Source organism: Pyruvatibacter mobilis (assembly GCF_012848855.1).
Classification (GTDB): Bacteria; Pseudomonadota; Alphaproteobacteria; order CGMCC-115125; family CGMCC-115125; genus Pyruvatibacter; species Pyruvatibacter mobilis.
This window is the reverse complement of the sequence record NZ_CP051630.1, coordinates 1,862,451-1,875,622: the sequence shown is the minus strand read 5'-3', so window position 1 is coordinate 1,875,622 and position 13,172 is coordinate 1,862,451. Positions and strand designations below refer to the sequence as shown.

Here is a 13,172-nt window from a genome sequence, read left to right as displayed (position 1 = left end):
CGCGGGACTGAAATCTCACTTCTCCCCAAGGCGCGGGATCATCTCAATGAGATTGCAGGGTTTGTGCTCGGGGTCGAACTCCGCCCGCAGCACCTTCTCCCATCCGTCGCGGACAGCACCGCTGGAGCCGGGCAGGGCGAACAGGAATGTCTCCCCTGCAATGCCCGCCGTCGCGCGTGACTGCAGGGTGGAAACACCGACGCTTTCAAAGCTGACCATGTGGAAGACAACGGAGAAGCCCTCGATCTCCTTGTCGTAGAAGGTCTTGAACACTTCCGGCGTGATGTCGCGGCCCGTGAGGCCGGTGCCGCCGGTGGAGATCACCGCGTGGATGGCCGGGTCAGCAATCCACTGTTCGAGCTTGAGGGCGATTGCTTCCTTCTCGTCGCGGACGATGGCGCGATCGATCACCGCGTGATCGGCTTCGCGGATGGCATCAATGAGATAGGCACCGGACGTATCCGTACTCTCGTCGCGTGTATCGGAAATGGTGAGAACGGCGAAGCCGACGGTTTTGGGGGCAGGATTGTCACTCACGGCGCTTTGGTCCACTCGCTGCTAACCGGTTACATATGCCGCAAACATAGGGGATGCGGCCGGCAAGCGCGAGGGGACCTTTGCGCACAAGACCGTGCGTCACGCTTCCATCAGGGGAAGTGGCGCGAGGCCAAGCGCTTCGCGATAGGTGTTGTGATAGTGGTGCAGGGCAGGCTCATTGCGGCCGAACACCATGTGGTCAAGAAGCCCTGACCTGAGTCCCCTGTGCGATGAAGCCGCTGCCACGTAGTCTTCGTCACGAATGATTTCGGCAAACTGACGGGGGAGTTCCACCAGACGTTCATCATCCTGGTCCAGCGCTTCAGGCCGGCCATAAAAGGTGATGCGTGAATAGGAACGGTGTGGATCATCCCCATGCGGATAGACGCGCACCAAGATGACCGTGGTCGCCCCCACATTCACCTGCACATTCGGGAACATGTAATAGACCGGAAACGCACCGTCGGTGATGTGCCAATCGGCCTCGTCTGTTCCGCGCAGTTCGTCGATACCGCGCGTACACAATGACATGCGGTGGTTGCGCCCATAGGTGTCATAGGCTTGCACATTGCCGTGGAAGAACGGGAACAGCGAGTTCTTGTGCAGCGCCGAGAAATGGTAGGTCTCGCCGAAAGTATCGATGGCGAGTTTCCAGTTCATCGGCGTCTCATAGGTGTCCTCACCCAGATAGACCATGCGGGAGAAGTCCCAGGAGTCGAACTCCGGCGTCAGGCCGGCCATGAGGGTGTCCATATCGAGCACACCATCCGCCTGCGGATGAACCCACAGGAGTCCGCAGTGTTCCGTGGCAGGCAACTCGGTCAGTCCGTGACAGTCCTTGTCGATCTGCCCGAAGTGATCCTCCTTCGGCACTGCGACCAGTCGGCCGTCGGGCGCATATGTCCAGGCATGGAAGGGGCAGGAGAACAGTTTCTTCTTGCCCCTTGTTTCGGTCTCCACGATGGCACCCCGGTGGCGGCACACATTTGCGAAGGCGCGGAACCGGCCGCTCTGGTCGCGGGTGGCAAGGATCGGCAGGTCGAAATCGTCATGCGTTGTGAAGCTGCCGGGCTCCGGCAGGTCGCCGCTCATGCCGATGATCTGGGGATGGCCGCGAAAGAATCTGTCCCACTCCTGCAGGGCTCGCGCCGGGCTCGTATAGGTCTCCGCAGGCGTATGCCGGATGCCGCCGGCATCCACGTTGGTGCCCGCATCGATATGGGCCATCAGCTGCTTCAGAACCTTGATCTGTTCGGCTTTTTCCATGGCCGTCACCTCCCATCAGCCAGTGTCGCTGAAAGAAGCGTGACTCAAATTGCAACGTGTTGCAAATAAAATATCCGCTATAGAGAACCCATGAGCATCGTCGACACTTCGTCTGCCCCCACGACCGGCCGGGAGCGCGCCAAGCAGGCGCGCATACAGCGGGCGCTGGATGCCGCGCGGTCAATCCTCCGGCGCGAGGGGGTGGAAGGGCTGCAGATCCGTTCGATCGCTGATGAGGCCGGGCTTGCGGTCCGGACGCTCTACAACCAGTTCAGCGGCGGCAAGCTGGACGTTTTGATGGCCCTGATGTCCCAGGAGCTCGATGACCTGGCCCAGGCGCTGGAGCAACTGCATCTCGATGATGGGATCGAGATTTCCCGCGCCGTGATCACCGTTTCCATCGACCGCTTCCGCAAATCCGAAGACGTGATGCGGCCCCTGATGTCGCTGACTTACGGCACGACGGACGAGCAGACAGCCTATCTCGGAAACAAGGCACGCCAGCTACAGGAGCGGGCGGTGGCCAAGGCGATGGAAGACGGGCAGTTGCGAGCCATCATGCCGCCGCGTGTCCTCGGCCATTTCATTCTTGATGCCTATGCGAATGCCGGCCATCGGTGGGCGCGCGGTGCCCTTGATCATGAAGGCTTTGAGGCCCAGGCGCTCAACGCCTGGGCATGCCTGCTTCTGGGCCTGGCCGAGGGGGATACGCGCACACGGCTCGAGGCAGAAATCGCAGCCCTTGCCCCGCGCGTTGAACAACTGGTGGACCGCCGGCGCAATATTTAGCAAGGGCAGGCTGATACGCGCGCCGGCCCGACACGGTGTCGGCGGCGCGTCAGTCCTTCGGCAGACGTTTTTCCATGTCCCGCAGGATGAGCCGCGCATTGCGCATGTTGGATTTGTAGGCAATGTCGAAAATATCACCCAGCACGGGGATGGCGCCGATGGCCGTATCAAGCAGTGTATTGATACCCATCGCCGCCAGCGTCCGTTTCCGCACGCCCGCGCGAAGCGCCTCAGAATAGATATAGCCCGACAGGATCAGCCCCAGCGCGTCGCCGATCCCTGGAATGATGCCGATCAACCCGTCTATGCCGAGCCGGATTCCGGTCCCGGGCACAGTGAACTGGGCATCCAGCATGCGCGCTACCCGCGCAATGCGCACCGCCGCATCCCGGTCCTTTTCCCCAAGGCCTGCAGGCGGAATGATTTCCATCCGGTCGGTCACATCGGTGAAGGTCTCGTCCGTTTTTCGGTCGTTCATGGGAACTCTTTCGAATGCGGGCGCTTAACAAGCTGAACCACTATGTGGGCAGGCAATGAAGGGCGGCAAGGGTGCGCACGGGCTGCCCATTGGCGAGATGCGCCCCCCGGGATGGATGCATAACCATGAGCGACAGCAATAGTTTCACCTCCCTCTCCAGCATCGTGGATCATATCCATGACCTGGCGGAAGATGCCGACAGCCTGCATGTGGACGACATCCTCGAGATGATCGGTAGCCGGTCGTTCGGCCCGCTGATGGTCGTACCGGCGCTGATGGCGGTCATTCCCTTCATTGGTGCTATTCCCGGCATGACCATCATCACCGGGCTCGCAATTGTCGCCATCGCCTGCCAGATCCTGCTGGGCCGCTCGCACGTCTGGGTGCCAAAGAAGGTGCGGCAGATACCTCTCGACCGGTCGGCCTTAAAAAAGGGGGCAGGCGGTTTCGAAGGCACCGCCAAGTTCATCGACAAGTTCATGACCTACCGCCTTGCCTGGGCCACCCGCGGGGCAGGCCTCTGGGTCACAGCGCTGGTGATGGTCATCCTCGGCGTCGCCATGCTGCCGACAGCGCTGCTGCCATGGGCTGTGCTGGTCCCCGGCATGGCTGCGCTGATCCTGGCTCTCGGTATCACCGCGCGCGACGGGCTCGTGGTGGTCATCGGCTGGCTGCTGGCGGCAGGCGCTGTCTACGCGGTCTATAGCTTCGCCGCCTCCAGCGAGAGCATTTCGGTCTGACCCGTTACCGGAACTGAGGTTGCCATGGTTTGACCTTGCCCCATCGCGGGCTTAGGTAAGCCTCATCCTGACCAGCGTGACGCGGTCCCGGCAGAGGTGCGTGGTGAACGCCGCAGAACACAGATTTTCCGTCGCCCCGATGATGGAATGGACGGACCGGCACTGCCGCGTCTTCCATCGCTGTCTGACGGCGTATGCGCGTCTGTACACCGAAATGGTAACCGCCCCGGCCGTGATCCACGGAGACCGAGAGCGGCTGCTGGGGTTTTCCGAAGGCGAGCATCCGGTAGCCTTGCAGATTGGCGGATCAGAGCCCGCGGAACTGGCCGAGGCGGCGCGCATCGGTGCTGAAGCGGGCTACGACGAGATCAATCTCAATGTTGGCTGCCCGTCCGACCGCGTTCAGTCCGGCAGTTTCGGGGCCTGCCTCATGCGCGAGCCGGACCTTGTGGCCCGCGGCGTCGACGCGATGAAGAGCACGGTAGATGTGCCCGTGACGGTGAAATGCCGCATAGGCGTCGACGATCAGATCCCGGCCAACGTGCTGCCCGCCTTCGCAGAGACCATGAAGCAGGCAGGCGCGGACGCCCTCATCGTCCATGCCCGCATGGCCTGGCTCAAGGGATTGTCGCCGAAGGAAAACCGCGAGGTGCCGCCCCTCGACTACCCGCTTGTCTATGCCCTGAAACAGGCCCATCCGGACTGGCCGATCAGCATCAATGGGGGCATCCAGTCGCTTGAGGAAGCCGAGGGGCATCTCGCCCATATGGACGGGGTGATGATGGGGCGGACCGCCTACCACGAGCCTTACGTGCTCGCCCGGGTCGATCAGCGTCTGTTCGGTGGAACGACACCCGTGCCCACCCGCCATGAGGCACTGGAACGCTTTCTGCCCTATGTGGACGAGCAATTGGGCAAGGGTGTCCGCCTCAATGCCATGGCAAAGCACGTGCTCGGACTTTTCCATGGGGCCCCCGGCGCCCGCGCCTTCCGCCGCCATTTGTCCGAACACATGCATAAGGACGGCGCCGGCCTCAATGTCCTGACTGACGCTGCAGCCCTCGTGGCCCGCGATCAGGCTGCCGAACCGGCGGCCACAAAAAGCCGTGCGTCCGTGGCGGGTGCGGTGTAAACACCGCCCGTCATGGATATTGCATCAATCGATTTCTCAATCCTGTTCGTCTTCGTCGGTGCGCTTGCCGCGGCGGGCATCCTCGCGGGCCTTGTTGCCGGGCTCTTCGGCGTTGGCGGCGGCATCGTCATCGTGCCGGTGCTCTATTACGTGTTCACGGCTTTCGACGTGCCCGAAGAAGTGCGCATGCATGTGGCGGTGGGTACATCGCTGGCGACCATCGTCGTGACCTCCATCCGCTCCGTCAGAAGCCATTTGCAATCAGGGGCAGTGGACGTACCACTGCTCAAGAGCTGGATATTGCCGATCACGGCAGGTGTCGTGGCGGGAACAGCCGTTGCCGACATCATTGACGGCACGGCCCTGACGCTGGTTTTTGGCTCCATCGCGCTGCTAGTTGCCGCCAACATGGCGTTTGCCAAATCTAGCTGGCAGCTTGCGGCTGATCTGCCGGGCCGTCCGGGGCGGGATGCCATCGGCGCGACAATCGGGTTCCTGTCGACGCTCATGGGCATCGGTGGCGGCACCTTCGGCAATACGGTTATGACCCTCTGCGGCCGGACGATCCATCAGGCGGTGGCGACCAGTGCGGGCCTCGGCCTTATCATCGCTGTGCCCGGGGCACTCGGCTTCATTGTCAGTGGCTGGGATGAAACCGGCACGCCGCCCGGCTCTGTCGGCTATGTGAATTTCATTGCGTTCGCCTGCATCGTGCCCGCAACCATCCTCATGGCACCGGTAGGTGCCCGGATGGCGCACCGGCTGCCGCAGAAGACACTCAAGCGTGGCTTCGCGCTGTTCCTGGCCATCGTTGCCATCCGCATGCTCTACGGCGTGCTGGCCTGATCGTCAGGCGCCGATGATGGCCCAGGCGCCTGCGGACGATGCAATCAGCTTGTCGCCCACATGAAATTCACCCTGGGTGAACACCACCCGGCGGCCCTTCTTGCGCAGCGTGGCAACGCCTTCGACCCAGTCCCCCTCGCGGGCTGCGCCGATGAATTCCGTGTTCAGATAGATGGTCGCGATCGGAACGCCGCTGGTGGCGTGATAGACGACCGACCCGAGCAGAGTATCAGCCACGGTAGACAGCATGCCGCCATGCAGCATGCCATAAGGATTGCAGTGGCGTTTCTCCACCAGGAACCCGTAACGCTGTTCGCCCTCCGTCTGGTGCGGCGGCTTGTAGATCGGGCCTGCGAGTTTTTCGAAGGTGTCGTAGTCGAAGGTATGGATGGGCGTCCATCCGTCAGGGATCTGCGTCATGTCTGTTGTTCTTATAGTTTCTGGTCGTAGTCGCCGACATCCGGATAGGTGGACAGGGTGGCGTCCAGCTCCGCGAACATGGCGCGCATATTGTCTTCCGACACGGGGCTTTCCACCACCACCACCAGGCCAGGCTTGTTGGACGAAGCGCGGATCAGCCCCCAGGTGCCATCATCAAGCGTCAGCCGCACACCATTGACCGTAACGAGATCGCGGATCGCCTGACCCATGATGGTCTCGCCCTTGTCGCGCATGGCGGTGTAGTGCGCCACGACGTTATCGACGACGCCGTATTTCTTGTCGTCCGGGCAGTGCGGCGACATGGTGGGCGACCCCCAGGTCTTGGGCAGGTCGTCCTTGAGGTCGGCCATGGTCTTGTCCGGCGCGCGGTCCAGCATGTCGAGCACGGCCAGCGCGGCCACGCAGCCATCGTCATAGCCGCGGCCGATGGGATTGTTGAAAAAATAGTGGCCCGACTTTTCAAAGCCCACCAGCGCACCAAGCTCATGGCTGCGTCGCTTGATGTAGGAGTGGCCCGTCTTCCAGTAATCCGTCGTGGCGCCTAGCTCCTGCAGCACAGGGTCGGTGAGGAACAGGCCCGTCGATTTCACATCGACCACGAATTTGGCATTGGGGTGCTGCCGGGCCAGGTCGCGCGCCAGCATCACACCAACCTTGTCGGCGAATATCTCTTCGCCCGTATTGTCGACAACGCCGCAGCGGTCGCCGTCGCCGTCGAAGGCAAGGCCCACATCCGCCTTGTGCTCCAGCACCGCATCACGCAAGGCGTGCAGCATCTCCATGTCTTCCGGGTTCGGATTATAGCGCGGGAAGGTAAAGTCGAGCTCGCAGTCGAGAGGGACGACTTCAGCGCCAACCTTTGCAAGGACCTCCGGCATGAAGGCACCGGCAGTGCCGTTGCCGCAGGCTGCGACGACCTTGAGCTTGCGGCTGATGGCGGGACGGTCCGTAAGGTCGGCGATGTAGCGGGCGCGCATGTCGTCGACATAGGTGTATCCGCCGCCGGACCGTGTCTTGCCCTCACCCCCCAGCACGATGGCCTTGAGGCGGGTCATCTCGTCAGGCCCGAAGGTCAACGGACGGTTCGCCCCCATCTTCACCCCGGTCCAGCCGTTTTCATTGTGGCTGGCCGTCACCATTGCGACGCAGGGCACATCCAGCGCGAATTGCGAGAAGTAGGCGACCGGCGAAAGTGCCAAGCCGATGTCGTGGACCTGAACGCCGGCAGCCATCAGCCCGGTCATCAGCGCCTGCTTTATGCTCGCTGAATAGGACCGGAAATCATGCCCCACGGCGATCTCCGGCTTGACGCCCAGCTCATGGATGAGCGTGCCGAGCCCGAGGCCGAGCGCCTGGACGCCGAGCAGGTTGATCTCCTTCTCGAACAGCCAGCGCGCGTCATATTCGCGGAACCCCTGCGGCGCGACGAGCGGGATGTTCTCGTACTCCAGCGTGTTGGGTTTGAGGTCGGCGCGCGGCGTGGGCAGCATGAGGGTCACCTTCGGATGCGGTGTGTGTCGATGTCGGTCGGGGAGTGCGTAGCATGCCCCAATGCATCCTGCATCCCGCAGCAATGTCTCATTGATATGACGCAATCAGGCCCGATGCGGCAGTCAGGGTGCACCAGCCTACTGACGCAGAATGAGCCGGTCTCCGTCAAACTGCACGGCCGATAGTTCTCGCAGGAAGGACATGCCCAGCAGGGATTGCGACAAGCCATCTCCCTGCGTCACCGACGCGGCCACGTCGCGGACCGTCAGTGAGCCGACGGTCACTTCGTCGAGGACCACGCGCGCCCCGGCCACCTGCCCATTGGCGGTGTTGTAAATGCGGTCGAACCGCAAGGTCGCGGGGTCGATGCCCAGGCGGCGCGCATCGCTTGCGGTCAGCGCCACACCACTTGCGCCCGTATCCACCAGCAATCGTACATTGGTGCCGTTGATGAGGGCCTGCACGTGGAAATGGCCGTCTGCGCTGGCCCGCAGGGCCACCTGGCCGGGAGTATAAGAGAGCGGGGCCGAGGGCACCACCTCGCCGAGCAGCCGGTGCCCCAGCATCCGGAACTCATCGCGGAAGGAATAGGCCGCGACCAGCACGATGCCGATGGCGATCCACACAAGGGCCTGTTTCAACGCCAGCCCGGCCCGCTGACGCCAGCCGACAATGACCGAGGATCCCACCAGCACCAGGAGCAGGACCAGATAGGTCAGGCGCATCTGTGCATCTTCATTGGCCAGCGTGTCGGGATAGGCGGACGCGAGGAAGAGGACCAGGGCACTAATCGCAAGGCCGGCAAGCCCGATCCACGTCCAGGTGTTGCGGTACATTTCAAAAATCCGGGCTGTTGCGAGGCAGGGGTGTGGTGCGCCGGGTGCGGACCTGCATCAGGTTAGGCTAAAGCTGGGTGCGGCCGGTTACGATTTTTCTTGGCATCGCCGAACCTGCTAATTATCTAGTAGGCAATGTGAAAATATTCATACAACACATGATATTTGGAAAATAAGTCTGTGACGACCGAACCCACCCAATTGCGGCCTGCTGCCGGCGTCCTGCCGGGAGAGATGCGCCAGCGATTCGGCTTGCCTGTGTTCGAGGCGGGGTGGGTGTGGCTTGCCGGAGCGGGGCCGGGGGATCCTGGCCTGCTGACGCTCCACACAGTGCATGGCCTCGCTGAAGCCGATGCGGTTGTGTACGACGCGCTGGTGGATGACCGCATCCTCGCCTTGGCGAAACCGACCGCTGAACTCGTGTTCGCAGGCAAGCGCGGCGGCAAACCAAGCCCCAAGCAGCGGGATATCTCAGACAGGCTCATCGAGCTGGCCCGGTCCGGCAAGCGCGTGCTGCGGCTCAAGGGCGGCGACCCGTTCGTCTTCGGGCGCGGGGGCGAGGAAGCCCTGGCGCTGGTGGAGGCGGGGATCCATTTCCGCGTGATTCCCGGTGTCACCGCGGGGACCGGCGGCCTTGCCTATGCGGGCATTCCCGTCACCCACCGGGATACTAACCAGGCCGTCACCTTCGTGACCGGCCACAGCGCGGCCGGCGAGGTGCCCGAGGGTCTTGACTGGGAGGCCATCGGTCAGGGGTCGCCCGTGATTGTGCTTTATATGGCGATGAAGCATCTCGGCATCATCGCCTCGAAATTCATTGCCACCGGGCGTAATCCCGACGAACCGGTTGCGGTGGTGAGCAATGCCTCGACACCGGATCAGAAGGTGCTTGAGACCACGCTGGCGAAAGCCGCGCAGGATGTGGCCGCTGCCGAGATGGCCGCGCCTGCTGTCATCTGCATCGGCGACGTGGTGCGTCTGCGTAGCGGACTTGATTGGCTCGGGGCGCTGACCTCAGGCCGCATGCTCGATCCGGACCCGCTGGGGGAAAAGGGATCAGGCGCTGAGCAGGACGGCGAGCGCCAGCAGCGCCCAAACCTCGCCTGACTGCTGCATCGCCAGAGGGGCGGCGAGGACCTCGGCCTCGATATCGCGGGCCAGCAGCCGCGGTGCGATGAACGCACCGAACATCGCCCCGCCGGCCGCCACTGCAGTCGGCATCAGGCCCAGCCCCAGAATGCTGATGATCAGCGCGATCAGGATCGCCGTTGTCGGTGCGCCAAGCGCGCGCCCATTGCCCTCGTCCATCTCGTCTTCGGTGATCCGCGTCCCGTCCGGCGGCAGGATCACGACCTTGGGGTCCACAGCCCCTGCCTCCGCCGGCACGTCCGCCTCATCTTCCCCATCCGGCTCAAGAAGAATCGCTGCGGCTTGCGACAGCGCGCCCGCGCCCGCCAGTGCCACCACCACCATGGCCGGGCCGCCGCCCGGCGTCAGCGGGCTGCCCAGCACATAGACCGCCGCCAGCTTCATCATGGTGGCGACCATCAGCGGGGCGGATGCTGTGTGACCATGGTCGTCCACATGCCCGCCGAGCAGAAGAAGCGCAGCGACGCACAGCACCGTGTTGACCACCAGCGGCAGGCCTGCGTCATGGGCCACGAAGAAAGCCCCACCCGCTGCCAGGCCCATGAAGGCTGCAACCAGCGGAAATGTGCGCTTCGGGCGTTCCGACAGGCAGGCCGCCGCCGGCGGTGCACCGACCGGCAGCCGGGTCAGGAGGCTGAGAGCCACATGCAGGTCATCCCGCCAGGCACGGACAGTCCAGGCGTCGTCGGCGGTGGTGAAGGGGGGCGTCATATGCGGGATGATTTTGCGGTTTTGCAGCTTGCTGACAGTTTTGTAGGTTATGTGGCGTTTTCACATCATGAAAAACGTCGCGTCAGCGGCACCCTAGCGATGCGGTGGTGGATGTGCCACACCCGCGCAGGTGAGTCAGTTTTCTTGAAACACGAACGATCGGAGCTAATATCCGCGCAACGCTGACGCGTGTTCATTTTTTGAAGAACGGGTGGGGCCGGGTGGCAGCAGGTGTTGCCACCGCCGATGCGGCGCCCCGGAGGGAGTAACATGGAAATCGAATTCAGCCCGGAAGACCTGGCGTTCCGCGATGAGGTACGCCAGTTCATCGAAGAGAATTATCCGGCCTATCTGCGCGAGATGAAGTCGCGCGGTGAAATGGGCAAGGAAGACATCCTTGCCTGGCACAAGGTCCTTCACAAGAAGGGGTGGGTCGCCCCGCACTGGCCGAAGGAATATGGCGGCTGTGAGTGGAACGTTACCCAGCGCTACATCTGGGGCGAAGAGAACGCCCGCGCGGAAACCCAGCCGCTGCTGCCGTTCGGCCTCTCCATGGTCGGCCCGGTGATCTACACTTACGGCAATGAAGAACAGAAGGCCCGCTTCCTGCCGCGGATCCTGTCCGGCGAGGACTGGTGGTGCCAGGGCTATTCCGAGCCCGGCTCCGGGTCCGACCTTGCGAGCCTGCGCACCAAGGCAGTGCGCGACGGTGATGAATACGTCATCAACGGCTCCAAGACCTGGACGACGCTGGCCCAGTACGCCGACTGGATGTTCTGCCTGTGCCGGACCGATCCGGACGCCAAGCAGCAGGAAGGCATTTCCTTCATCCTCATCGACATGAAGACGCCGGGCATCACCGTGCGCCCGATCATCACCATCGATGGCGGCCATGAAGTGAACGAGGTCTTCCTCGAAGACGTCCGCGTGCCGGCCGAGAACCTGATCGGCGAGGAGAACAAGGGCTGGACCTACGCCAAGTTCCTGCTCGGCAACGAGCGCTCCGGCATTGCCGGCGTTGCCCGCTCCAAGAAGGCCATCGAGCGTCTCAAGACGATTGCCGGGTCCGAGACCGTGGACGGCGAGCCGCTGATCAAGACCGATGAGTTCAAGCGCAAGATCGCCGATCTCGAGATCGACCTCTCCGCACTGGAATTCACCGAGCTGCGGACGCTGGCGTCCGAAAGCAAGGGCAAGGGCCCGGGGCCGGAAAGCTCCATCCTCAAGATCAAGGGCACCGAGATCCAGCAGCGCATCACCGAGCTGACCGTGGAAGCAGTGGGCCACTACGCCTTCCCGTACAATGCGCCGAACGGTGACGGCTCCAACGAAGTGCCGGGCCCCGACTATGCCCGCGGTGTCTCGCAGAACTACTTCAACGTCCGCAAGACGGCGATTTATGGTGGTTCGAACGAGATTCAGCGCAACATCATTGCGAAAGCGGTGCTGGGGCTCTAATCACTAGGGCGAAACGTTTTGCCGCTGGGAGGCATCGGGTCATTCGGCCCTGTGCCTCCCAATGGCTGACAGCTATTCAATTCTCACCTTTGACGCGGGAGGGGCCGCTTCGGCGCCGCTCCCTGCATCCTGAAAAAAGTAACCTGAACAACAGGAAGGACGCCTGAGCGATGGATTTCTCCTTCTCCGAAGAACAAAACCTGCTGCGCAACACCGTCGAGCGCTTCGTGCAGGAAAACTACGAGTTCGAAAAGCGCCGCAAGATCGTGGCCGCCGACAATGGCTGGAACCGCGACACGTGGACCCAGATCGCCGAACTCGGCCTGCTGGCCGCTCCCTTCTCCGAAGAGCAGGGCGGCCTCGGCGGCGGCCCGATCGACACCATGCTGGTGATGGAAGAATTCGGTAAGGGCCTGGTGGTCGACCCCTATCTGCCGACGGTCGTGCAGGCCGGCGGTTTCCTCCGCCGCGGCACCGCTGCCCAGATCGAAGAGCACATCCCCGGCATCATCGGCGGTGAGAATGTGTGGGCCTTCGCCTATGCCGAGCCGCAGAGCCGCTATAACCTGGCCGACGTCACCACGACGGCTAAGAAGGACGGCGACGGCTTCGTCATCAACGGCAGCAAGGCCGTCGTGCTGGCCGGTCCGTGGGCTGACAAGCTGATCGTGACCGCCCGCACCGCCGGTGGCCAGCGTGACGCCAACGGCATCACTGTCTTCATCGTGGACAAGGGTGCAACCGGCGTCTCCACCCGCGATTACCCGACTGTGGACGGCTCCCGCGCCTCGGAAATCACCTTCGAGAACGTCAAGGTCGGTGCCGACGCCGTCATCGGCGACGTCGACAACGGCCTGCCGCTCGTCGAGCTCATCTCCGACGAGAGCATCGCTGCCCTGTCTGCTGAAGCCTGCGGCTGCATGAAGATGCTGGTCGATGACACGGTCGAGTACTGCAAGACCCGCAAGCAGTTCGGTGTGCCCATCGGCAAGTTCCAGGTGCTGCAGCACCGCATGGTGGACATGTTCATGAACCATGAGCAGTCCGTGTCCATCACCTACATGGTCAACCTGAAGCTGGGCGAGGACGAAGCTGAGCGCAAGAAGGCCGCGTCCGCTGCCAAGGTGCAGATCGGCAAGGCCGGCCGCTTCGTGGGCCAGCAGGCCGTGCAGCTGCATGGCGGCATGGGCATGACCGACGAACTCCGCGTCGGTCACTACTTCAAGCGCTTGACCATGATCGACACCCAGCTCGGCAATGTGGACTTCCACCTGAAGCGCTACGCCGACGCTGCCTGA

General features: G+C 62.9%; 14 protein-coding genes. 7 read left to right on the top strand and 7 right to left on the bottom strand.

The annotated features are described in order from the left end of the window. Positions 1 to 15: 15 nt before the first annotated feature. On the bottom strand, positions 16 to 537 hold the full coding sequence (locus HG718_RS08775) for a molybdenum cofactor synthesis domain-containing protein (RefSeq protein WP_160587409.1): 522 nt from the start codon (positions 535 to 537) through the stop codon (positions 16 to 18). Positions 538 to 636: 99 nt separating this feature from the next. Then, positions 637 to 1,803, bottom strand: a complete 1,167-nt coding sequence (locus HG718_RS08770; RefSeq protein ID WP_160587410.1) for an aromatic ring-hydroxylating oxygenase subunit alpha — start codon at positions 1,801 to 1,803, stop codon at positions 637 to 639. A gap of 90 nt (positions 1,804 to 1,893) precedes the next feature. On the opposite strand from HG718_RS08770, the gene HG718_RS08765 reads away from it, so the two are divergent. Beyond that, entirely contained in the window at positions 1,894 to 2,592 is a 699-nt protein-coding gene (locus HG718_RS08765) for a TetR/AcrR family transcriptional regulator (protein WP_160587411.1), read from the top strand. A gap of 49 nt (positions 2,593 to 2,641) precedes the next feature. Here the strand turns inward: HG718_RS08765 and HG718_RS08760 are convergent, their stop codons facing one another. Further along, positions 2,642 to 3,070 carry a DUF4112 domain-containing protein gene (locus HG718_RS08760; protein ID WP_205345656.1) on the bottom strand — a complete coding sequence of 143 codons (429 nt, stop codon included), beginning with the start codon at positions 3,068 to 3,070 and terminating at the stop codon, positions 2,642 to 2,644. A 125-nt stretch (positions 3,071 to 3,195) separates the two neighbouring features. Between HG718_RS08760 and HG718_RS08755 the strand changes: the two genes are divergently transcribed. The 3 genes from HG718_RS08755 (at position 3,196) to HG718_RS08745 (ending at position 5,788) form a co-directional block, all read left to right on the top strand. Beyond that, on the top strand, positions 3,196 to 3,810 hold the full coding sequence (locus tag HG718_RS08755; RefSeq protein ID WP_027839136.1) for an exopolysaccharide biosynthesis protein: 615 nt from the start codon (positions 3,196 to 3,198) through the stop codon (positions 3,808 to 3,810). A gap of 103 nt (positions 3,811 to 3,913) precedes the next feature. Beyond that, entirely contained in the window at positions 3,914 to 4,942 is a 1,029-nt protein-coding gene (gene dusA, locus HG718_RS08750; RefSeq protein ID WP_160587597.1) for a tRNA dihydrouridine(20/20a) synthase DusA, read from the top strand. A 12-nt stretch (positions 4,943 to 4,954) separates the two neighbouring features. After that, entirely contained in the window at positions 4,955 to 5,788 is an 834-nt protein-coding gene (locus HG718_RS08745; protein WP_160587412.1) for a sulfite exporter TauE/SafE family protein, read from the top strand. A gap of 3 nt (positions 5,789 to 5,791) precedes the next feature. Here the strand turns inward: HG718_RS08745 and HG718_RS08740 are convergent, their stop codons facing one another. From HG718_RS08740 to HG718_RS08730, 3 genes are all read right to left on the bottom strand, one after another. Beyond that, on the bottom strand, positions 5,792 to 6,208 hold the full coding sequence (locus HG718_RS08740; RefSeq protein WP_160587413.1) for a PaaI family thioesterase: 417 nt from the start codon (positions 6,206 to 6,208) through the stop codon (positions 5,792 to 5,794). An 11-nt stretch (positions 6,209 to 6,219) separates the two neighbouring features. Beyond that, positions 6,220 to 7,719, bottom strand: coding sequence for a phosphomannomutase/phosphoglucomutase (locus HG718_RS08735; RefSeq protein ID WP_160587414.1), 1,500 nt, complete (start codon positions 7,717 to 7,719; stop codon positions 6,220 to 6,222). Positions 7,720 to 7,857: 138 nt separating this feature from the next. Further along, on the bottom strand, positions 7,858 to 8,556 hold the full coding sequence (locus HG718_RS08730; protein ID WP_160587415.1) for a retropepsin-like aspartic protease family protein: 699 nt from the start codon (positions 8,554 to 8,556) through the stop codon (positions 7,858 to 7,860). Between the two features lie 234 nt (positions 8,557 to 8,790). On the opposite strand from HG718_RS08730, the gene cobA reads away from it, so the two are divergent. Then, positions 8,791 to 9,663: a uroporphyrinogen-III C-methyltransferase gene (gene cobA / locus HG718_RS08725; RefSeq protein WP_160587598.1), complete on the top strand. Its 873-nt coding sequence runs from the start codon at positions 8,791 to 8,793 to the stop codon at positions 9,661 to 9,663. Here cobA and HG718_RS08720 read toward each other — a convergent pair. Then, positions 9,613 to 10,416 carry a hypothetical protein gene (locus tag HG718_RS08720; protein WP_160587416.1) on the bottom strand — a complete coding sequence of 268 codons (804 nt, stop codon included), beginning with the start codon at positions 10,414 to 10,416 and terminating at the stop codon, positions 9,613 to 9,615. The genes cobA and HG718_RS08720 overlap by 51 nt on opposite strands. 270 nt (positions 10,417 to 10,686) lie before the next feature. On the opposite strand from HG718_RS08720, the gene HG718_RS08715 reads away from it, so the two are divergent. Next, on the top strand, positions 10,687 to 11,874 hold the full coding sequence (locus HG718_RS08715; protein WP_027839142.1) for an acyl-CoA dehydrogenase family protein: 1,188 nt from the start codon (positions 10,687 to 10,689) through the stop codon (positions 11,872 to 11,874). Between the two features lie 170 nt (positions 11,875 to 12,044). Beyond that, the gene (locus HG718_RS08710) at positions 12,045 to 13,172 is read left to right on the top strand and encodes an acyl-CoA dehydrogenase family protein (RefSeq protein WP_027839143.1); all 1,128 of its coding nucleotides are present in this window, start codon (positions 12,045 to 12,047) and stop codon (positions 13,170 to 13,172) included.

Bases quoted from the DNA above. Each gene is read 5' to 3' on its own strand.
- HG718_RS08770 (WP_160587410.1), bottom strand. From the start codon at position 1,803: ATGGAAAAAGCCGAACAGATCAAGGTTCTGAAGCAGCTGATGGCCCAT.
- HG718_RS08765 (WP_160587411.1), top strand. From the start codon at position 1,894: ATGAGCATCGTCGACACTTCGTCTGCCCCCACGACCGGCCGGGAGCGC.
- HG718_RS08760 (WP_205345656.1), bottom strand. From the start codon at position 3,070: ATGAACGACCGAAAAACGGACGAGACCTTCACCGATGTGACCGACCGG.
- HG718_RS08755 (WP_027839136.1), top strand. From the start codon at position 3,196: ATGAGCGACAGCAATAGTTTCACCTCCCTCTCCAGCATCGTGGATCAT.
- HG718_RS08745 (WP_160587412.1), top strand. From the start codon at position 4,955: ATGGATATTGCATCAATCGATTTCTCAATCCTGTTCGTCTTCGTCGGT.
- HG718_RS08740 (WP_160587413.1), bottom strand. From the start codon at position 6,208: ATGACGCAGATCCCTGACGGATGGACGCCCATCCATACCTTCGACTAC.
- HG718_RS08735 (WP_160587414.1), bottom strand. From the start codon at position 7,719: ATGCTGCCCACGCCGCGCGCCGACCTCAAACCCAACACGCTGGAGTAC.
- HG718_RS08730 (WP_160587415.1), bottom strand. From the start codon at position 8,556: ATGTACCGCAACACCTGGACGTGGATCGGGCTTGCCGGCCTTGCGATT.
- cobA (WP_160587598.1), top strand. From the start codon at position 8,791: ATGCGCCAGCGATTCGGCTTGCCTGTGTTCGAGGCGGGGTGGGTGTGG.
- HG718_RS08720 (WP_160587416.1), bottom strand. From the start codon at position 10,416: ATGACGCCCCCCTTCACCACCGCCGACGACGCCTGGACTGTCCGTGCC.
- HG718_RS08715 (WP_027839142.1), top strand. From the start codon at position 10,687: ATGGAAATCGAATTCAGCCCGGAAGACCTGGCGTTCCGCGATGAGGTA.
- HG718_RS08710 (WP_027839143.1), top strand. From the start codon at position 12,045: ATGGATTTCTCCTTCTCCGAAGAACAAAACCTGCTGCGCAACACCGTC.